We start from the raw sequence: 20,262 nt of genomic DNA on the forward strand, positions 1-20,262 counted from the left end.
TACATGGCCGCGAAGACGAACGCCCCCGTGCTCTCCAGCCGCGCACTCAACCGCGCCACCCTGGAACGCCAGTTGCTCCTGCGCCGCAGCGCGATGCCGGCGAAGGAGGCGGTGGCGCACCTCCTCGGGCTCCAGGCGCAGAACACCAAGCCCCCGTACTACCAGCTCCACGCCCGGCTCGAAGGCTTCCGGCCCGCGGATCTCTCGACGCTGATGGAGTCCCGTGAGGTCGTCCGTATCGTCACCCTCCGCTCCACCATCCACACCCACACCGCGGACGACGCGCTCACCCTGCGCCCCCTGGTCCAGGCCGCGCGCGAACGGGAACTGAAGCAGTTCAGGTCCGGGCTCCTCGGTGTGGACCTCGACCGGCTCGCGGAGATCAGCAAGGAGCTCGTCGAGGAGCGGCCCCGCACGATGAAGGAGCTGCGCGACGCCCTCCTCGGCCACTGGCCGGACGCCGACCCGCTGTCCCTCTCGGTCGCCGCGCGCTGCCGGCTGCCCCTCGTCCAGGTCACCCCGCGCGGGCTGTGGGGGCACAGCGGGCAGGTCGCGCTGACGACGGCCGAGCACTGGCTCGGCCGGCCGTCGGAGCCGGTGCCCGCACCCGACGGAACCGTCCTGCGCTATCTGGCGGCCTTCGGCCCGGCCTCGGTGATGGACATGCAGAGCTGGGCCGGACTGACCCGGCTCCGTGAGGCGTTCGAGCGGCTCAGGCCACAGCTCCTCACCTTCCGAGACGAGAACGGCGTCGAGCTCTTCGACCTCCCCGACGCCCCGCGCCCCGACCCGGACACCCCCGCCCCGCCGCGCTTCCTGCCGGAGTTCGACAACGTGCTGCTCGGCCACGCCGACCGCACACGCGTCATCCCGCCCGCGTTCAAGGGGCGCAACGGCAAGGGGAACCAGGCGTACGGGACCCTCCTCGTCGACGGCTTCCTCGCCGCGATCTGGCGTACGGAGAAGACCGCGGACCCGGCGGCGGACCCGGCCACGGTCACGGTGCAGCCACTCGGCCGGCTCAGCCCGGCGCAGCGCGAGGACATCACGCGGGAGGCGGCCGGGATGCTGTCGGCGATGACGGAAGCGAGCGCGTACGACGTCCGCTTCGGCACATTCATCGACTTCGGCGACTAACAGGCTTACGGCAGCAGGCCGGCCCGGCGCGCGGCCACCACCGCCTCCAGGCGTGTGTGCGCGCCCAGTTTGCGCATCGCCGAGCGCAGATAGCCCTTCACCGTCTCGGGCCGCAGCCCGAGCCGGTCCGCCGCCACCGCGTTCGTCGCGCCGGTCGCCACGCAGGTGATGACGTCCACCTCACGGGGCGCCAGCCGAACCCGGCGGTCCGCCGGAGCGCGCGCACCGGTCGCCGAGGCCAAGCGTCCGCAGACCGCGAGCAACTCCTCGCGCAGTGCCGGGTCGAGGATCTTCGGGGCCAGCGCCCGCAGCTCCTCGTGCGCCTCGCGGACGTGCTCCCAGGCACCCGGGGGCGTGCCCGGGTCGGTCATCCGCTCCCGGGTGGCCGTGAGGAGCTGCTGCACCTCGTCCCGTACGACCAGCGCCTGTTCCACATCGCGGGCCGCGGAAACCGCCGCCGTGAACGTGCGGTCCCCGAGCGTGACCGGCTCGCGCAGCGCCCCGTACAGCACGCCGCGCACCTTCCGGCGTACGACGACGGGCACCGCGACGACCGAGCGCAGCCCCTCCGCGGCGACGGCCATGTCGTACTCGTGGCTGATGTGACGCGAGGACGGGTAGTCGGTCACCGCGCAGGGCCGCGACAGCGCGATCGCCTTGCCGCCGAGCCCACTGCCCGCCGAGATGACGAGGCCGCGCAGCGCGGCCGTCTGCGCCCCGTTCAGCTCGGCGATCCGCGCGTGGCGCACATCGTGGAGCAGGCCGCCGAAGACGACGGGAAGCCCACTGGTGCGACGCAGCCGCAGAAGCGCCGCCTGCAGCTCGACCGCCTCGCCCGTTCCCGGCACGCAGAAGCCTCCAGCCCATCCGTTTCCACCCCCGTTCGGGGGTAGTGAGACCTGGGTCACTGTTTACATGATGTCAGCGACCGGTCCGGTCCGTGAAGAAGGAGAGCACATGTCGGCAACCAGCGCGACGGAATCGTTCCGGGCCGCCCGGGACTTTCTGCTGGAGCACCGTGAGGACTACACGCGGGCGTACGAGGGCTTCAGCTGGCCCAGGTCCGAGCACTTCAACTGGGCGCTGGACTGGTTCGACGTCATCGCCGAGGACAACGACCGCACCGCCCTGCACATCGTGGAGGAGGACGGCCGCCGTACCGAGGTCTCCTTCGCGCAGATGTCCGCCCGGTCCAACCGGGCCGCGAACTGGCTCAAGGCCCAGGGCGTACGCGAGGGCGACCGCATCCTCGTCATGCTCGGCAACCAGACCGAGCTGTGGGAGACGGCCCTCGCCGCGATGAAGCTGCGCGCCGTCGTCATCCCCGCCACCCCGCTCCTGGGCCCCGTCGATCTGCGCGACCGCGTCGAGCGCGGCCGGGTCCGGCACGTCCTCGTCCGGGCGGCGGACGCGCCGAAGTTCGACGAGGTGCCCGGCGACTACACCCGGATCGCCGTGGGCGGCGAGGTCGACGGCTGGCTCCCGTACAGCGGCGTGGACGAGCAGCCCGCGAGCTTCGAGCCGGACCGCGGGACCGAGGCGGACGAACCGCTGATGCTCTACTTCACCTCCGGCACCACCGCCCGGCCCAAACTCGTCGAGCACACCCATGTCTCCTACCCCGTGGGCCACTTGTCGACGATGTACTGGATCGGGCTCAAGCCCGGCGACGTCCACCTCAACATCTCCTCGCCCGGCTGGGCCAAGCACGCATGGTCGAACCTGTTCGCTCCGTGGAGCGCCGAGGCCACCGTCTTCATCTTCAACTACACGCGCTTCGACGCGGGCCGGCTGATGGCGGAGATGGACCGCTCGGGAGTGACCAGCTTCTGCGCTCCTCCCACCGTGTGGCGGATGCTCATCCAGGCCGACCTCTCCCAGCTGAAGACACCGCCGCGCGAGGTGGTCGCGGCCGGGGAACCACTCAACCCGGAGGTCATCGAGACCGTCAGGCGGGAATGGGGTGTCACCATCCGCGACGGCTTCGGCCAGACGGAGACCGCCGTCCAGGTCGCCAACACCCCCGGCCAGTTGCTGAAGGCCGGTTCGATGGGCCGCCCCAGCCCCGGCTTCAAGGTCGAGCTGCTCGACCCGGTCTCCGGTGAACCCGGCGCCACCGAGGGCGAGATCGCCCTCGATCTGTCGGCCGCCCCGGTCGGTCTGATGACCGGCTACCACGGCGACCCGGAGCGCACGGCCGAGGCCATGGCGGGCGGCTACTACCGGACCGGCGACATCGGCGCCCGCGACGAGGACGGCTACATCACGTACGTCGGCCGCAGCGACGACGTGTTCAAGTCGTCGGACTACAAGATCTCCCCGTTCGAGCTGGAGAGCGCCCTGCTGGAGCACGAGGCGGTCGCCGAAGCAGCCGTCGTGCCCGCCCCCGACCCGGTCCGCCTCACTGTCCCGAAGGCGTACATCGTCCTCGCGGAGGGCTGGGAACCCGGTCCGGACACCGCGAAGGTGCTCTTCGAGCACTCCCGGGCGGTTCTCGCCCCGTACAAGCGCGTCCGGCGACTGGAGTTCGCCGACCTGCCGAAGACCGTCTCGGGCAAGATCCGCCGGATCGAGCTCCGCGAGCGCACGGCCCAGGGGAAGGGCACCGAGTTCGACGAGGGGGACCTGCGGTGAACGCACTGTCGTACGCACATGGCACCGGAACGACGCCGCTGCTCGGCGACACCATCGGGGCGAATCTGGACCGGGCCGTCGGCGCCTTCCCGGAACGTGAGGCACTGGTCGACGTGGCCTCCGGCAGGCGCTGGACGTACGCCGCGTTCGGCGCCGACGTGGACGAGCTGGCCCGCGCGCTGATGGCGGCGGGCGTGGCCAGGGGCGACCGGGTCGGCATCTGGGCCGTCAACTGCCCGGAGTGGGTGCTCGTCCAGTACGCCACGGCCCGCATCGGCGCGATCATGGTCAATATCAACCCGGCTTACCGCGCGCACGAGCTGGAGTACGTGATCAACCAGGCGGGGATCTCGCTCCTGGTCGCCTCGCTCTCCCACCGTACGAGCGACTACCGGGCCCTGGTCGGCCAGGTCCGCGCCAACTGTCCCTCGCTGCGGGCCGTCCACTACATCGGGGACCCGTCGTGGGATGAGCTGACTGCCTCCGCGGGCGCCGTCACGGAAGAACAACTGGCCGCACGCGAAGCCGAGTTGTCCTGCGACGACCCCATCAACATCCAGTACACCTCGGGCACCACCGGCTTCCCGAAGGGCGCCACCCTCTCCCACCACAACATCCTCAACAACGGCTATTTCGTCGGGGAGATGATCGCCTACACGGAGGAGGACCGGATCTGTCTGCCGGTGCCCTTCTACCACTGCTTCGGCATGGTGATGGGGAACCTCGCGGCCACCTCGCACGGGGCCTGCATCGTGATCCCGGCCCCCGCCTTCGAGCCCGCCGCGGTGCTCGCGGCCGTCCAGCAGGAGCGCTGCACCTCGCTGTACGGGGTGCCCACCATGTTCATCGCGGAGCTGAACCTCCCCGGCTTCGCCTCGTACGACCTCTCCTCGCTCCGTACCGGCATCATGGCCGGATCTCCCTGCCCGGTGGAGGTGATGAAGCGGGTCGTCGCCGAGATGCACATGGCGGAGGTGTCCATCTGTTACGGGATGACGGAGACCTCACCGGTCTCCACCCAGACCCGCCGCGACGACGATCTGGAGCGCCGCTCGGGCACGGTCGGCCGGGTGCTGCCGCACATCGAGGTGAAGGTCGTCGACCCGGTGACGGGTGTGACTGTGGAGCGCGGTGAGGCGGGCGAACTGTGCACCCGCGGCTACAGCGTGATGCTCGGCTACTGGGAGCAGCCCGACCGGACGGCCGAGGTCATCGACGCCGGACGCTGGATGCACACCGGTGACCTGGCCTCGATGCGGGAGGACGGCTACGTGCAGATCGTCGGCCGGATCAAGGACATGATCATCCGGGGTGGCGAGAACGTCTACCCGCGGGAGATCGAGGAGTTCCTCTACGGTCATCCGAAGATCGCCGATGTCCAGGTGGTGGGCGTGCCGGACGCCACGTACGGCGAGGAGATCCTGGCCTGCGTCATCGCCCGGGACCCGGCCGATCCGCCGACCCTCCAGGAGGTCACCGACTACTGCCGCGAACGGCTCGCGCACTACAAGATTCCGCGGCGTCTCGAAATCCTGGACGCCTTCCCGATGACCGTCAGCGGGAAGGTCAGGAAGATCGAACTGCGGGAGACCTACGGCGCGTAGGGCAGGTCCGTGGACCCGGGCGCCGGGCGGCCCGGGTCAGGCGGCCTCGATGATCTCGGAGCCGAGGCCCCGGGTCGCCGCGGCCCACTCGATCAGCAGCACCTCGTACGCCGCGGACTCCACGGACGACCAGTCCTGTCCGGCCCGCGCGTCCACCAGCGCGCGTATCGCCTCGTTCGCCTCGGCGGCGGGCGTGGCGGGCGTGGGGCTGAATGGGCGTGAAAGCGGAGGAGTTAAGGCCATGTGCTCACTCTACGTCCCCCCACTGACAACGCACCGAACATATGGGCCCGTTGTGACGGACGTGACTGTTTATCGCCGTCGGCCCGCCCGCCGGCCCACCCGTCGGCGCGTCAGAGCTCGCGCCGCATGCACACCCGCGGCCAGTGATCCAGGCCGTGTTCCTTCTCCAGGGACCGGATGGCGCGCAGCCCGTCGGTGAGTTCGTCCTCCGTGAGTGTCCTGAATCCGAGACGGCTGTAGTAGGGGGCGTTCCACGGGACGTCCGTGAACGTGGTCAGGGTGAGCGCCCGCAGCTCCTGAGCCGCCGCCCAGTGCGCGAGGTGGTCGATGAGGGCGCGTCCGATTCCGCGGCGGGCGGCTGTGGGCGCGACCGATACCTGCTCGATGTGCGCCGCGTCGTCGACCGGGTCGGCGATCAGATAGCCGATGGGCCGCTCGGCGGCGGAGGCGAGGGATTCCGCGGCGACCCAGGAGCGGCCTGCCCTGCGGTAGCTCTCAAGCAGTCGGAGCGGGGGCGGATCGTCGTCCGCGACGGCCGACATGCCGAGCGTGCGGAAAGGTTCGCCTGCGGCGCGCTCGATGTCCTGGAGGAGGTGCAGTTCGGAGCGCCGGGCGGGGCGGATACGCATGGGCTCAGTATGGCGAGCGGTGCCCGTGGCGCGGAACCGTCTCCCGGGGGAGCGGCCGGATTCAGGCGCCGGTGCTGATCAGTTCGTCCGCCGGGCTGTTCACCGGCTGCGGTGTGCCCGTGAGGTCCATGACGAACAGGGGGAGGGCGAGGCCGTCCGCGCGCTGCCTGGCGTCCGGCGCGTAACCGGCCAGGGAGAAGAAGACGCCGGCGACCGAGGCGTTCAGCGCGTTCAGCCAGAGGCACTCGACATCGCGCAGGACGGTCGCGGTCGTGGCGGAGTCGACCTGCGCGATCAGTCCCGCGGCGCGTACGTCTATCCGGGACGAGGGGCGCTCGCGGGCCTGCACCACCTCGCTGTAGCCCAGCCAGGACAGATAGAGCGCGGCGGCACCGACCGCGTCGCGGGCGGTACGGATCGTCATCGGCCGGAACGCGGGGCGCGGGTGCGACGCCGTGCGCGGCAGGGGTATGTGGGCGGGGCCGGCCGGTGCGGTGGGGGCGCGCGCCGTCAGAGGACGGACGGGTATCCGTAACACGGTCCCGCACGGGCAGCACAGCTCCGGCTGAGGCCACTGGTCGCGGCGCCCGCAGCCCGCGCACCGCACGGTGACCCAGTCGTCGTTCCACGTGCGGTGGGTGATCGGCTCCGCCGGGGCGCCGCGCAGCAGCTGCGGGGCGGTCGGGGCGCCGCACGGGCACGGGTAGACCGGCGTGATGTACGCGTGGTCGCGACGGCAGACCGGGCAGCGCACCGGCACGGAATCCACGACGGTCTCCCCCTCCGGTCCCCCTGCTGCGCTCCGTACTCCCATGGTCTACCAAGAGCGAGCGTCACGGGGGCGACTTCGCTCACTTGCCTCCCTTGACTGGGGTTCGGGCGCACTTTACATTGATTCCGTATAGCAGAACTAAACTTCCGTAATACGGAATTGGTGCTCTCAGGTGGCGCGACAGAGCCCGACTCCACCAATCCCGAGCAGGAGTACTCAATGCCTCGTATGACCGCTGCCCGAGCGGCAGTTGAGATCCTCAAGCGCGAAGGCGTCACTAACGCGTTCGGCGTGCCGGGTGCGGCGATCAACCCGTTCTACGCCGCCCTCAAGGCGTCCGGCGGGGTGCACCACACCCTCGCGCGGCACGTCGAGGGCGCATCCCACATGGCCGAGGGCTACACCCGCGCCACCGCGGGGAACATCGGCGTCTGCATCGGTACGTCGGGGCCCGCGGGCACCGACATGATCACCGGCCTGTACTCCGCCATCGCCGACTCCATCCCGATCCTCTGCATCACCGGCCAGGCCCCGACCGCGGTGCTCCACAAGGAGGACTTCCAGGCCGTCGACATCGCGTCGATCGCCAAGCCGGTCACCAAGGCCGCGACGACCGTCCTGGAGGCCGCACAGGTCCCCGGCGTCTTCCAGCAGGCCTTCCAGCTGATGCGCTCCGGACGTCCGGGGCCCGTCCTCATCGACCTGCCGATCGATGTGCAGCTCACCGAGATCGAGTTCGACCCCGAGCTGTACGAGCCGCTGCCGGTCAACAAGCCGGCCGCGAGCCGCAAGCAGATCGAGCGCGCCATCGAGATGCTGAACGCGTCCGAGCGACCGCTGCTCGTCGCGGGCGGCGGCATCATCAACGCCGACGCCTCCGAACTCCTGGTGGAGTTCGCCGAGCTGACCGGCGTCCCGGTCGTCCCGACCCTGATGGGCTGGGGCATCATCGCCGACGACCACGAGCTCAACGCGGGCATGGTCGGCCTCCAGACCTCGCACCGCTACGGCAACGCGAACTTCCTGGAGTCCGACTTCGTCCTCGGCATCGGCAACCGCTGGGCCAACCGGCACACCGGCAAGCTGGACGTCTACACGAAGGACCGTACGTTCGTCCACGTCGACATCGAGCCCACCCAGCTGGGCAAGATCTTCGCCCCGGACCTCGGTATCGCCTCGGACGCGAAGGCGGCCCTGGAGCTCTTCGTCGAGGTGGCGCGCGAGCTGAAGGCGGCCGGCACGCTGAAGGACCGCTCGGCCTGGGCCGCGTCCACGCAGGAGCGCAAGTCCAAGCTCCAGCGCCGTACGCACTTCGACAACGTGCCGCTGAAGCCGCAGCGCGTGTACGAGGAGATGAACCGGGCGTTCGGCCCCGAGACCCGGTACGTGACGACGATCGGCCTCTCGCAGATCGCGGGCGCGCAGATGCTGCACGTGTTCAAGCCTCGCCACTGGATCAACTGCGGCCAGGCGGGTCCGCTCGGCTGGACGATCCCGGCCGCGCTGGGCGTCGCCACCGCGGACCCGGAGGGCCAGGTCGTCGCGCTGTCGGGCGACTACGACTTCCAGTTCATGATGGAGGAGCTGGCGGTCGGCGCGCAGCACAACATCCCGTACGTCCATGTCCTGGTGAACAACTCCTACCTGGGGCTGATCCGCCAGGCGCAGCGCAACTTCGACATCGACTTCCAGGTCAACCTGGAGTTCGAGAACATCAACTCGCCCGAGCTGGGCGTCTACGGCGTGGACCACGTCAAGGTCGTCGAGGGCCTGGGCTGCAAGGCGATCCGGGTCACGGAGCCCGACCAGCTGCTGCCCGCGCTCGAGCAGGCGAAGAAGCTGGCCGCGGAGTTCCGGGTGCCGGTGGTCGTCGAGGCGATCCTGGAGCGCGTCACGAACATCGCGATGAGCGGTACGGACATCGCGTCGGTCAACGAGTTCGAGGACATCGCCACGGAGCCGGGCCACGCGCCGACGGCGATCCGCGCGCTGACGGTGTCCTGACCCACTGAACGCGAGAGGCCCCCTCCCGGGAATCCCCGGGAGGGGGCCTCTGCGTTGGTGGCGCTCCTGCGCTTGAGGACACTGCGCTTGAGGACACTGCCGCTTGAGGGCACAAAGAAAGGGCGCGGAGTACGGGACCGTATCCGTACTCCGCGCCCTGGTTCATGGGCGTACAGGGGCCGCGGCGGCGGCGATCGGCCCCGTACCCGACGCCCGCTTCAGGTCAGCGGACGTGGGACGGGACCTTCACCACCGCACTGGCATCGCGCAACCGCCGCGGCCTCGTCCTGCCCGCACCGCGTACAACCCCTCATCCGGGTACACGGGTACGGGCAGGGCTCATGGGGGTGGGGCCTAGTCCTCGCGCAGGGCGCGGACGGCCTCCTCGACGCGCTTGCCGTACTCGGCGTCGGCGGCGTGGAAGTGGGCGAGGTTCTTCTCGATCACGTCGTCGCGCGTGACCTGGGACAGGCCCCCCGCGATGTTCGCGATCAGGCGGCCCTTCTCGTCGTCGGACATGAGCCGGTACAGCTCGCCCGCCTGGAAGAAGTCGTCGTCCTTGGTGTGGGCCGGCGCCTCGTGCGTGCCGGTCCAGCCGTGGATGGCGAGCGGGGCCGAGAGCGCCGCGTCGGTCTGTGCCGGACCCGAGTACGAGTTGGGCTCGTAGTTCTTGTCGTGGCGCGAACCGTTACGGGTGGCGTGGACGCCGTCCCGGCCGTAGTTGTCGACCACGGCGGTGCGCGGCGCGTTCACCGGCAGCTGGGTGTGGTTGACGCCCAGACGGTAGCGGTGCGCGTCGGCGTAGGCGAACAGCCGGCCCTGGAGCATCTTGTCCGGGGAGGGACCGATGCCGGGCACGAAGTTGTTCGGCGAGAACGCGGCCTGCTCGACCTCGGCGAACACGTTGTCCGGGTTGCGGTCCAGGACCAGCCGGCCCACCCGCTGGAGCGGGTAGTCCGCGTGCGGCCACACCTTGGTGAGGTCGAACGGGTTGAAGCGGTACTCCGCGGCCTCGGCGGCCGGCATGACCTGCACGTGCAGCGTCCAGGACGGGTTGACCCCGCGCTCGATGGCCTGGAGCAGGTCCGTCTGGTGCGAGTTGGCGTCCTGGCCCACGAGCTCCGCTGCCTGCTCGCCGGAGAGCGAACGGACACCCTGGTTCGTCTTGAAGTGGTACTTGACGAAGAAGGCCTCGCCCTGTGCGTTCGTCCACTGGTAGGTGTGCGAGCCGTAGCCGTTCATGTGACGGTACGAGGCGGGGATACCGCGGTCGCCCATCAGCCAGGTCACCTGGTGCGTCGCCTCGGGGGCGTGCGCCCAGAAGTCCCAGACGTTGTCCGGCTCCTGCTTGCCCGTGAACGGGTCACGCTTCTGCGAGTGGATGAAGTCGGGGAACTTGATCGGGTCCTTGATGAAGAAGACCGGGGTGTTGTTCCCGACGAGGTCGTAATTGCCCTCGTCCGTATAGAACTTGAGGGCGAAGCCGCGCGGGTCGCGCACCGCGTCGGCGCCGCCGAGCGAGTCGGCGACCGTCGAGAAACGGATGAACGTCTCGGTGCGGCGGCCTACCTCGGAGAGGAAGTCGGCGCTGGTGAAGCCGGTGACGTCGTCGGTCACCTCGAAGTAGCCGTACGCACCGGAACCGCGGGCGTGGACCACGCGCTCCGGGATGCGCTCACGGTTGAAGCGGGCGAGCTTCTCGAGCAGGTGCTGGTCCTGCAGGAGGATCGGCCCACCGACGCCGGCGGTGGCGGAATTCTGGTTGTCGGCGACCGGAGCGCCTGACTCGGTCGTGAGGACACGCTTAGCCATGTGGCGGGATGACCTTCCATGCTGGAGCTGCTGACGGCTTGAGGAGCGTAGATTCGCCATGAACGGCACGTCAACAGTTTGTTGAAAACGAAGTATGTGGTTCCGGGCCGCGGCGGCGCCTGGGCGCGACAGGACAGGTGTCAGCGCCACCGCGACCCGGAGTTCAGGGGGCCCTTGTGCAGGGCCGGGTGTGTCAGACCTGGGAGCCGGAGAGGCGCTCGACGCCACGCAGCAGAGCCGAGTGGTCGAGGCCGCCGTCGCCCTGCGTACGCAGGGAGGCGACGAGCTGGGCGACGACGGCGCCGACGGGCAGCGCGGCACCGACATTGCGGGCGGCGTCCGTGACGATGCCCATGTCCTTGTGGTGCAGGTCGATCCGGAAGCCCGGCGCGAAGTCCCGCTTGAGGAAGTTGTCCTTCTTGCGGGTCAGCACGGTGGAACCGGCCAGACCGCCGTTGAGTACGTCGAGCGCGGCGGCGAGGTCGACGCCGGACTTCTCCAGGAAGACCACGGCTTCGGCGCAGGCCTGGATGTTGACCGCGACGATCAGCTGGTTGGCCGCCTTCACCGTCTGGCCGGAACCGTGCGGACCGCAGAGCACGATGGTCTTGCCGAGGGCTTCGAGGACCGGCTTGGCCTCGTCGAAGTCGCTCTGCTCGCCGCCGACCATGATCGAGAGTACGGCCTCGATGGCGCCGGCCTCGCCGCCGGACACCGGGGCGTCCAGGACGCGGATGCCCTTGTCCTTAGCGTTCTTCGCGAGGTCCACGGAGGTCTGCGGGGTGATCGACGACATGTCGATCAGCAGGGCGCCGGACTTGGCGTTCTCCAGGATGCCATCGGGGCCGTACGAGATGGCCTCGACGTGCGGGGACGCGGGCACCATCGTGATGACGACATCGGCGTCCTTGACGGCCTCGGCGATCGAGGCGGCACCCTTGCCGCCCGCCGCGACCAGCCGGTCGACCTTGTCCTGCTCCAGGGTGTAACCGGTGACGTTGTACCCGGCCTTGACCAGGTTCTCGGACATGGGCGAGCCCATGATGCCGAGCCCGATCCACGCGACCTTGGGGAGGTTGTTGCTCATGAGGGTGCCTTCCTGAAAAACGGGTGTACGAGGGGGAGTGCTGCGCCCCTCAGCGGGCCGCTCGGGCCTCTGCGGGGAGCCACTCGACGGACTCGGCGCTCGACCGGTCGCCCGGCTTGTACTCCAGGCCGACCCAGCCGTCGTAACCGGCCTCGGCCAGCTCGTCGAGCAGCCGCTCCAGCGGGAGCGAGCCGGTGCCGGGCGCGCCGCGCCCCGGGTTGTCGGCGATCTGGACGTGGCCGGTCTTCTCGGCGTACGCCTTGATCACCTGGCTGAGGTCCTCGCCGTTCATGGACAGGTGGTACAGGTCCAGCAGGAACTTCGCGTTCCCGAGGCCCGTGGCCGCGTTGACCTTGTCGACGATCTCGATCCCGGCCGGTGCGCTCACCAGCGGGTAGAGAGGCGACTCCGGCTTGTTGAGGGTCTCGATCAGGAGGACCGCACCGATCCGGTCCGCCGCACGGGCGGCCAGGGCCAGGTTCTCCAGGGCGAGCTCGTCCTGTACGGCAGGGTCCACGCCTTCGACGCGGTTGCCGTACAGCGCGTTGAGCGCCTTGCAGCCCACCGAGGCGGCGAAGTCTGCCGCCACCTCGATGTTTGCGCGGAAGCGGTCCGACTCCTCACCGGGCACGGAGAGCGCGCCTCGGTCGGGGCCGGGCAGCTGCCCCGCGTAGAAGTTCAGCCCCACCAACTGGGTGCCGGCCTCGTCGAGCGCCTTCTTCAGCGCGTCGAGCTCGGCCTGCTCGGGGGTAGGGGTCTCGATCCAGGGCCACCACAGCTCGACCGCCGTGAAGCCCGCCGCGGCGGCAGCCGCGGGACGCTCCAGGAGCGGGAGTTCCGTGAAGAGGATCGAAAGGTTTACATCGAAGCGCTGGTCCGGGTAGCCCATGATGGGTTCGGCGCTCCTTCCGTATTGCGGAAGTTAGTTTCTGCTTAACGGAAGATTGCCCAACGGGTGGCGAGGATGTCAAGGGGGTGCCCGAAATCCGGGCCGGGTCCGGCGGGGGTGGCCGGGCTAAGGTCGTGGCCGAGCCGCGGTGCAGTGGGCCGCGACGAGGACATGAGGGAGGCACAGTGCGCTTGAGGGTGGAATTCACCACCGAGCCCTTCGACCTGGACGAGGCGCCCGCCCATGCGGTGGTGGCCCGTGAGGTCATCCAGGCGGCCGAACTGGACGCCGTGGACGTCGGCCCCTTCGGCAACACCGCGGAAGGGGGAGCGGACGAGGTGCTCACCGCGGTGGACTCCCTGCTGCGCAAGGCCCTGGCTTCCGGGGCCACCCGCGTGTCGCTCCAGGTCAATGTGATCGGGGAGGGCGGGCAGTGACCGAACCGGCGGACCACCCCCTGGTCAGTGCGGTGAAACCGCTCGTCGACGCGATGGGCGCCGAGCTGCTGGCCCCCGAGCAGGCCGCGGACGACGACGTGGTGCTGGCCTGGGAGGGGCAGGACGTCATAGCCGTCCGTCTTCCGCAGCTCTCCGACTCGCTCGACCACATCCTGGCCGCGATGGAGCGACGGCACGGGATGCCGCTCTCCGACCTGGACCGTAAGACCAAGCAGTCCGTCGTGCGGACGCTGGAGGCACGCGGTGCCTTCTCCGTACGGCATGGCGTGGAGACGGTGGCGGGGGCCCTGGGGGTCAGCCGCTTCACCGTCTACAACTACCTGAACCGGGAAAATGCCGCCAAGGGTCAGTAGTTGATCCAAGCGTGGGGAAAGCCGCCGTCCGGATGCCGGGACGGCGGCTTTCTCTGTTCGCGAGATTTCAACAAAGTGTTGACGTCGTGTTGCGGAGGGCGTTAGCTATCCGCAGCCCGAACAACGCACAGCGAAAAACAGCCACGGAGGCTCCCGTGACTTCGAGCTCGACGCCGGGCCTCGCCCGGTTCAACACCCTGGCGGGCAGCGAGGCCACCGCCGCGCTGCACGAGGTGTGTGCCAGTGCGGCCTGGGGAAGCATCATTCTCTCCCTGCGCCCGTACGCCACTGTGGAAGCCCTTCTCTCCGCGAGCGACGCCGCCATGGCCGAACTCTCCCCGGAGGATCTGGCCGAAGCGATGGCCGGTCACCCACCGATCGGCCGCCCGAAGCCCGGGGACCCGACCTCCTCCCGCGAACAGCGGGGCATGGCCGGCGCATCCGAGGAACTCAAGGACGAGATGCTCGAACTGAACCTGGCCTACCAGGAGCGGTTCGGACATGTCTTCCTGATCTGCGCCACCGGCGCCACCGGTGAGCAGATGCGCGACGCGGTGAAGGCCCGGATCAAGAACACGCCCGAGCAGGAGCGCGGACACGTGCGCACCGAACTGGGCAAGATCAACCGCATCCGGCTTACCCGTCTCGTGGAAGAGGACAAGGACTGATGAGCACCGCCACCACGGCTTCGGTGTCCACGCACATCCTGGACACCAGCATCGGACGCCCCGCCGAGGGCGTCGCCATCTCGCTCGCGGCCCGCAGCGGCAGCGATGCCGAGTGGGTGGCGCTGGGTGGATCCGCCACCGACGCGGACGGACGCTGCAAGGACCTGCCGGCTCTGCCGGAGGGCACGACCCACGTACGTCTCGACTTCGAGGTCGAGACGTATTTTTCGAAGAAGAAGCAAGCCGAGGCGCAGCAGGACGCCCCCCGCGTAAGGGACAGCGGTGCGTTCTTCCCGGAGGTGGCGATCACTTTCGCCGTCAGCCCGGGCGAGCACTATCACGTACCGCTGCTGCTCAACCCGTTCGGCTACTCCGTTTACCGAGGGAGCTAGCAGACAATGCCCACGATTCTCGGCCAGAACCAGTACGGCAAAGCAGAGAACCGCGTCGTCAAGATCACGCGGGACGGCGACACCCACCACATCAAGGACCTGAACGTATCCGTCGCCCTCTCGGGCGACATGGACGACGTCCACTACTCCGGCTCCAACGCGAACGTCCTGCCGACGGACACCACCAAGAACACGGTGTACGCGTTCGCCAAGGAGTACGGCATCGAGTCCGCCGAGCAGTTCGGCATCCACCTCGCCCGGCACTTCGTGACCTCGCAGGAGCCGATCGAGATCGCACGGATCCGGATCGAGGAGTACGCCTGGGAGCGCATCGCGACCTCGGACAACAACTCGAAGTTCATCGGGTCCGACGAGGTCAACCACTCCTTCGCCCGCAAGGGTCAGGAGCTGCGCACCACCCAGATCACCTTCGACGGCGAGAACTGGGAGATCATCTCCGGTCTCAAGGACCTCACCGTCATGAACTCGACCAACTCGGAGTTCTGGGGCTACGTCAAGGACAAGTACACGACGCTCAAGGAGGCGTACGACCGCGTCCTGTGCACCGACGTGTCGGCCGCCTGGCGTTACAACTGGACCAGCGACGACGAGCGGATGCCCAACTGGGAGAAGTCGTACGAGCAGGCGAAGAAGCACATGCTGCAGGCATTCGCCGAGACGTACTCCCTCTCGCTCCAGCAGACCCTCTACCAGATGGGTTCGCGGGTCATCAACAGCCGGAGCGAGATCGACGAGATCCGCTTCTCGCTTCCGAACAACCACCACTTCCTGGTGGACCTGGAGCCGTTCGGCCTCAAGAACGACAACGAGGTCTACTTCGCGGCGGACCGCCCGTACGGCCTCATCGAGGCGACCGTGCTCCGGGACGGCGTCCAGCCGAAGATCCCCGTCGACATGACCAACCTCTGACGCGGCACTGAACCGGCCCCCGCCCGTCCACAGCGGGCGCGGGCCGGTCATCCCGGAGGGAACAACCCATGGCACAGCCCGCAACAGGGCCGGCAGAAGGCCCATGTTCCACACCGCCGGAAAGCTCCGCCGAGAGTTCCGCCACGAGCTTCGTCAAGAACTCGGCCGAGAGCTCCGTGCATCCGGTAGACGAGAAGCTTCCCGCCTCTCGGCTCGTCCCGGCCGCACTCCAGCACATCGCCGCCATGTACGCGGGCGTCGTCACCCCTCCACTGATCATCGGCCAGGCCGTCGGCCTCGACACGGCCGGCATGACCCGCCTGATCGCGGCGAGCCTGCTGATCGCCGGACTCGCCACCCTCCTCCAGACGCTGGGCATCGGCGGCTTCGCCGGAAACCGGCTGCCGTTCGTCAACGCCGCCTCGTCCGCCGGAATCGCCCCGATGCTCGCCATCGCCGAGACCAGCGCCCCCGGCCACCAACTCCCCCAGATCTACGGGGCGGTGCTCGTCGCCGGAGTCTTCTGCCTCGCCCTCGGACCGTTCTTCGGACGGCTGCTGCGCTTCTTCCCGCCGCTCGTCACCGGCGTCGTCATCACCCTCATCGGCGTCACCCTGATGCCCGTCCCGGTCTCCTGGGCGCAGGGCGGCGACAGGAACGCCGCCGACTTCGGCGCCATGAAGTACCTCGCGCTGGCCGCCTTCACGCTCGCCGTCATCCTGATCGTCCAGCGCTTCGGGCGCGGCTTCGTCAAGCAAGTCGCGCTGCTCATGGGCATGTTCATCGGCACGCTGGCCGCGATCCCCTTCGGACTCGCCGACTTCTCCGCGCTGGAGTCCGCACCCCTCGCGGCCCTGCCCACCCCCTTCGCCTTCGGCGCCCCCGAGTTCCAGCCCGCGGCGATCCTCTCCCTCTGCATCGTCATGCTGGTGCTGATGACGGAGTCGTCCGCCGGGATGCTGGCGCTCGGCGAGATCTGCGAGCGGCGCACCGACGGCCGCACCATCACCCGCGGACTGCGCACGGACGGCATCGCCACCCTGCTCGGCCCCGTGTTCGGCGGCTTCCCGACGAGCGCCTTCGCCCAGAACGTGGGCGTCGTGTCGCTGACGAAGGTACGCAGCCGCTATGTCGTCGCGGCGGCGGGCGGCGCCCTGCTGATCCTCGGAGCGTTCCCGGTCCTCGGCGCCGTCGTCTCGCTCGTCCCGATGCCCGTGCTCGGCGGCGCCGGGATCGTCCTGTTCGGCTCCATCGCGGTGAGCGGCATCCGTACGCTCTCCGAAGCCGGCCTCGACGACAGCTCCAACATCATCCTGGTCGCGGTGGCGCTCGGCGCGGGCATCATCCCGCTCGCCGCGCCCGCCTTCTACGCGGGATTCCCCTCCTGGGCGCAGACGGTGCTCGGCTCCGGAATCAGTGCGGGAGCGCTTGTCGCGGTCCTGCTCAACCTGTTCTTCCACCATCTCGGCACCCACGGCCGCCCCGCTGTGGCACTCAAATCCTCCTAGGGTCCTGCCGTGCCCACAACGCCGATGAGAGAAGGAAGCACCATGGCAGCCTCGGCAGACCCTCAGCGCATCGTCATCGAGAACTGTTCGATCGCGACCGTCGACGCCCACGACACCGAGTACGCCTCGGGCCATGTCGTCGTGGCGGGCAACCGCATCGAATCCGTCGGCGCGGGCAAGGCACCGGAGGGCCTCGCCAATGTCGTACGCCGCATCGACGGCACCGGACACCTCGTCACGCCCGGGCTGGTCAACACCCATCACCACTTCTACCAGTGGATCACCCGCGGTATCGCGACCGACCACAACCTCTTCGACTGGCTGGTCGCCCTCTACCCGACCTGGGCGCGCATCGACGAGCCGATGGTCCGCGCCGCGGCGCAGGGTTCGCTCGCCATGATGGCGCGCGGCGGAGTCACCACGGCGATGGACCACCACTACGTCTTCCCGAAGGGCTCCGGCGATCTGGCCGGCGCGATCATCGGGGCGGCGCGCGACATGGGCGTACGGTTCACCCTCGCCCGCGGCTCCATGGACCGCAGCGAGAAGGACGGCGGGCTGCCGCCGGACTTCGCGGTCGAGACCCTCGAAGGCGCCCTCCTGGGCACCGAGGCGACCGTCGACGCCCACCACGACGCCTCGTTCGACTCGATGACCCAGGTCGCCGTCGCACCCTGCTCCCCGTTCTCCATCTCCACCGAACTGCTCAGGCAGGGCGCGGAGTTGGCGCGCCGCAAGGGCGTACGTCTGCACACCCACGGCTCGGAGACCGTCGAGGAGGAGCAGTTCTGCAAGGAGCTGTTCGGGATGGGCCCCACCGACTACTTCGAGTCGACCGGCTGGCTCGGCGATGACGTGTGGATGGCGCACTGCGTCCATATGAACGACTCCGACATCGCCGCCTTCGCCCGTACGGGAACGGGCGTCGCGCACTGCCCGTCGTCCAACGCCCGCCTCGCCGCGGGCATCGCCCGGGTGCCCGACATGCTCGCCGCGGGCATCCCGGTCGGCCTCGGCGTCGACGGCACGGCATCCAACGAGTCCGGTGAACTCCACACCGAACTGCGCAACGCCCTCCTCATCAACCGCCTCGGCGCCCACCGCGAGAAGGCCCTGAACGCCCGTCAGGCCCTGCGCCTCGGTACGTACGGCGGCGCCCAGGTACTCGGCCGCGCCGACCAGATCGGCTCCCTGGAGGCCGGCAAGCTCGCCGACCTCGTCCTGTGGAAGATGGACACCCTCGCGCACTCCTCCATCGCCGACCCGGTGACCGCGCTCGTCTTCGGCGCCGCGGCCCCGGTCACGCTCTCCCTCGTCAACGGCAAGCCGGTCGTCGAGGACAACCACCTGACCACGGTGGACGAGGACACCATCGCGCGCCTCACCCGCGACGAGGCCCGCCGCCTCGCGCAGATCGCCGCCGGAGGCTGACACTCCGCGGCATCCCCCGAACCGGCCGGCCGAGGGGGACGGCCCTCGTCCGGCCGCCGTGGACCCGAGCGGGGTCCACGGCAGCCGGTCCGGAGGACGCGCACCCGAATGTGCGCGCCCTCCGGACCGGTGATGAGTGTTACCCGGGCACACCCCCACATACGCAGCACCTGCACCAACGCACCACTCCGCACCACCTCCCTGACACACACCCACGTCGCCGACGATGTGTTACCCGACCGGAGGAACCGCCGTGGCCGCTAAGCCCAGGTTTCGCAGTGAAGCAAACGAAGTAGACGCAGCAAACGAAGCAGCCGCAGGAACGGACCGGAAACACCCGGTCGACGAAACCCTCCCGCCCCTGAAGATGTTCACCAGCGGCCTCCAGCACGTGGCCGCCATGTACGCCGGTGTGGTCGCCCCGCCCATGATCGTGGGACCCGCCCTGGGCCTCTCGGCCAAGGAGACCGCCTTCCTGATGGGGGCGAGCCTCTTCACCGCGGGCATAGCCACCCTGCTCCAGACCCTCGGCTTCTGGCGCATCGGCGCCCGGCTGCCGTTCGTCAACGGTGTGTCGTTCGCCGGTGTGACGCCGATGGTGGCGATCGGCAAGGACCGGGGCCATGACGGGATCGCCGTCATCTTCGGCGCGATCATCGTCGCCAGCCTCCTGGGGTTCGTACTCGCCCCGTACTTCTGCAAGTTGGTCCGCTTCTTCCCGCCCGTGGTCACCGGCACGGTGATCACCCTGATCGGTGTCTCGCTCCTGCCGGTCGCCTTCAACTGGTCCCAGGGCGGCAACTCCACGGCGGACGACTACGGTTCGATGACCAACATCACGATGGCCGCCGTCACCCTCGTGATCGTTCTGGCCCTGCGCAAACTGCTGCGCGGCTTCCTCCAGCAGATCGCGATCCTGCTCGGCCTGGTCATCGGCACGCTGATCGCCATCCCGGTCGGCATCACCGACTTCGGGCCCATCAAGGACGCCGATGTGGTCGGCTTCCCCACCCCGTTCCACTTCGGCGCGCCGCAGTTCGAGATCGCCGCGATCATCTCGATGTGCATCGTGATGCTGGTGTGCATGACCGAGTCCACCGCGGACATGCTCGCCCTCGGCCGGATCGTCGGCCGCCCGGCGGACGAGAAGACCATCGAGGGCGGACTGCGTGCCGACACCCTCGGCAGCGCGATCAGCCCGCTGTTCAACGGCTTCATGTGCAGCGCCTTCGCACAGAACATCGGGCTCGTCGCCATGACCAAGGTCCGCAGCCGGTTCGTCGTCGCCGCGGGCGGCGGCATCCTGATCGTGCTCGGCCTGGTCCCGGTCGCCGCTTCCGTCATCGCGATCGTGCCGCTGCCGGTACTCGGCGGCGCCGGCATCGTGCTGTTCGGCTCGGTCGCCGCGAGCGGCATCCAGACCCTGGCCACCGCCGCCCTCGAGAAGGGCGAGAACGCCCTGATCGTCGCGGCGGCCGTCGGGATCGGCCTGATCCCGATCGCCGCGCCGGGCTTCTACCACGCCTTCCCGGAGGACCTGCTCGTCGTGCTCGACTCGGGTATCTCCACGGGCTGTGTGGTGGCGATCCTCCTGAACCTGGCCTTCAACCACTGGGGCCGCAAGCCGGACGGGGAGGACGACGCGGCCCCCGAGCCGGTGCCCGGGAGCGCGACGCCGGCGGCAGTGCACTGATCACCGGCTTCTGACAAC

General features: G+C 69.3%; 19 protein-coding genes. 12 read left to right on the top strand and 7 right to left on the bottom strand.

From position 1 onward, the window contains the following. Nucleotides 1-3: 3 nt before the first annotated feature. Nucleotides 4-1,137: a winged helix DNA-binding domain-containing protein gene (locus tag ACWGO0_RS11695; protein ID WP_453531751.1), complete on the top strand. Its 1,134-nt coding sequence runs from the start codon at nucleotides 4-6 to the stop codon at nucleotides 1,135-1,137. A 5-nt stretch (nucleotides 1,138-1,142) separates the two neighbouring features. Here ACWGO0_RS11695 and ACWGO0_RS11700 read toward each other — a convergent pair whose 3' ends face one another. Further along, nucleotides 1,143-1,985 carry a response regulator transcription factor gene (locus ACWGO0_RS11700; RefSeq protein ID WP_453531754.1) on the bottom strand — a complete coding sequence of 281 codons (843 nt, stop codon included), beginning with the start codon at nucleotides 1,983-1,985 and terminating at the stop codon, nucleotides 1,143-1,145. 109 nt (nucleotides 1,986-2,094) lie between these two features. On the opposite strand from ACWGO0_RS11700, the gene ACWGO0_RS11705 reads away from it, so the two are divergent. After that, the gene (locus tag ACWGO0_RS11705; RefSeq protein WP_453531757.1) at nucleotides 2,095-3,771 is read left to right on the top strand and encodes an AMP-binding protein; all 1,677 of its coding nucleotides are present in this window, start codon (nucleotides 2,095-2,097) and stop codon (nucleotides 3,769-3,771) included. Further along, nucleotides 3,768-5,375: an AMP-binding protein gene (locus ACWGO0_RS11710; protein ID WP_453531760.1), complete on the top strand. Its 1,608-nt coding sequence runs from the start codon at nucleotides 3,768-3,770 to the stop codon at nucleotides 5,373-5,375. Before ACWGO0_RS11705 ends, ACWGO0_RS11710 begins: the two co-directional genes overlap by 4 nt. 36 nt (nucleotides 5,376-5,411) lie before the next feature. Here ACWGO0_RS11710 and ACWGO0_RS11715 read toward each other — a convergent pair whose 3' ends face one another. The 3 genes from ACWGO0_RS11715 to ACWGO0_RS11725 form a co-directional block, all read right to left on the bottom strand. Continuing rightward, nucleotides 5,412-5,618 carry a hypothetical protein gene (locus ACWGO0_RS11715; RefSeq protein ID WP_453531763.1) on the bottom strand — a complete coding sequence of 69 codons (207 nt, stop codon included), beginning with the start codon at nucleotides 5,616-5,618 and terminating at the stop codon, nucleotides 5,412-5,414. 110 nt (nucleotides 5,619-5,728) lie between these two features. Then, a complete protein-coding gene (locus ACWGO0_RS11720) occupies nucleotides 5,729-6,247 on the bottom strand; it encodes a GNAT family N-acetyltransferase (RefSeq protein WP_453531766.1) in 519 nt (172 codons plus the stop codon). Between the two features lie 61 nt (nucleotides 6,248-6,308). Further along, on the bottom strand, nucleotides 6,309-7,016 hold the full coding sequence (locus tag ACWGO0_RS11725; RefSeq protein WP_453531769.1) for a hypothetical protein: 708 nt from the start codon (nucleotides 7,014-7,016) through the stop codon (nucleotides 6,309-6,311). A gap of 222 nt (nucleotides 7,017-7,238) precedes the next feature. Between ACWGO0_RS11725 and gcl the strand changes: the two genes are divergently transcribed. Continuing rightward, nucleotides 7,239-9,023 (top strand): glyoxylate carboligase, encoded by a 1,785-nt coding sequence (gene gcl, locus ACWGO0_RS11730; RefSeq protein ID WP_453531772.1) that lies wholly within the window; start codon nucleotides 7,239-7,241, stop codon nucleotides 9,021-9,023. Between the two features lie 354 nt (nucleotides 9,024-9,377). On the opposite strand, the gene ACWGO0_RS11735 is transcribed toward gcl, so the two are convergent. The 3 genes from ACWGO0_RS11735 to ACWGO0_RS11745 form a co-directional block, all read right to left on the bottom strand. Next, nucleotides 9,378-10,835: a catalase gene (locus ACWGO0_RS11735; RefSeq protein ID WP_453531774.1), complete on the bottom strand. Its 1,458-nt coding sequence runs from the start codon at nucleotides 10,833-10,835 to the stop codon at nucleotides 9,378-9,380. Nucleotides 10,836-11,028: 193 nt separating this feature from the next. Continuing rightward, entirely contained in the window at nucleotides 11,029-11,922 is an 894-nt protein-coding gene (locus tag ACWGO0_RS11740; protein ID WP_453531777.1) for a 2-hydroxy-3-oxopropionate reductase, read from the bottom strand. A 49-nt stretch (nucleotides 11,923-11,971) separates the two neighbouring features. Next, nucleotides 11,972-12,811, bottom strand: a complete 840-nt coding sequence (locus ACWGO0_RS11745) for a TIM barrel protein (RefSeq protein ID WP_453531780.1) — start codon at nucleotides 12,809-12,811, stop codon at nucleotides 11,972-11,974. Between the two features lie 185 nt (nucleotides 12,812-12,996). Here ACWGO0_RS11745 and ACWGO0_RS11750 point away from each other — a divergent pair, with 185 nt between their 5' ends. The 8 genes from ACWGO0_RS11750 (at nucleotide 12,997) to ACWGO0_RS11785 (ending at nucleotide 20,244) form a co-directional block, all read left to right on the top strand. Beyond that, complete coding sequence (locus ACWGO0_RS11750; protein ID WP_453531783.1) at nucleotides 12,997-13,248, top strand: hypothetical protein; 252 nt, start codon at nucleotides 12,997-12,999, stop codon at nucleotides 13,246-13,248. Beyond that, nucleotides 13,245-13,622, top strand: a complete 378-nt coding sequence (locus ACWGO0_RS11755) for a helix-turn-helix domain-containing protein (RefSeq protein ID WP_453531785.1) — start codon at nucleotides 13,245-13,247, stop codon at nucleotides 13,620-13,622. Before ACWGO0_RS11750 ends, ACWGO0_RS11755 begins: the two co-directional genes overlap by 4 nt. A gap of 155 nt (nucleotides 13,623-13,777) precedes the next feature. Further along, complete coding sequence (gene uraD / locus ACWGO0_RS11760; RefSeq protein WP_453531788.1) at nucleotides 13,778-14,290, top strand: 2-oxo-4-hydroxy-4-carboxy-5-ureidoimidazoline decarboxylase; 513 nt, start codon at nucleotides 13,778-13,780, stop codon at nucleotides 14,288-14,290. Then, a complete protein-coding gene (uraH, locus tag ACWGO0_RS11765) occupies nucleotides 14,290-14,682 on the top strand; it encodes a hydroxyisourate hydrolase (protein WP_453531791.1) in 393 nt (130 codons plus the stop codon). The genes uraD and uraH overlap by 1 nt, the downstream gene beginning before the upstream one ends. Before the next feature lie 6 nt (nucleotides 14,683-14,688). Next, nucleotides 14,689-15,612, top strand: a complete 924-nt coding sequence (gene pucL, locus ACWGO0_RS11770; protein ID WP_453531795.1) for a factor-independent urate hydroxylase — start codon at nucleotides 14,689-14,691, stop codon at nucleotides 15,610-15,612. A gap of 68 nt (nucleotides 15,613-15,680) precedes the next feature. Then, entirely contained in the window at nucleotides 15,681-17,120 is a 1,440-nt protein-coding gene (locus ACWGO0_RS11775; RefSeq protein ID WP_453531797.1) for a nucleobase:cation symporter-2 family protein, read from the top strand. A gap of 42 nt (nucleotides 17,121-17,162) precedes the next feature. After that, nucleotides 17,163-18,551 carry an 8-oxoguanine deaminase gene (locus tag ACWGO0_RS11780; protein WP_453531800.1) on the top strand — a complete coding sequence of 463 codons (1,389 nt, stop codon included), beginning with the start codon at nucleotides 17,163-17,165 and terminating at the stop codon, nucleotides 18,549-18,551. A 253-nt stretch (nucleotides 18,552-18,804) separates the two neighbouring features. Continuing rightward, complete coding sequence (locus ACWGO0_RS11785; RefSeq protein WP_453531803.1) at nucleotides 18,805-20,244, top strand: nucleobase:cation symporter-2 family protein; 1,440 nt, start codon at nucleotides 18,805-18,807, stop codon at nucleotides 20,242-20,244. The last annotated feature ends 18 nt before the right edge of the window (nucleotides 20,245-20,262 follow it).

The sequence above is a fragment of the Streptomyces sp. NPDC055749 genome (assembly GCF_053617235.1).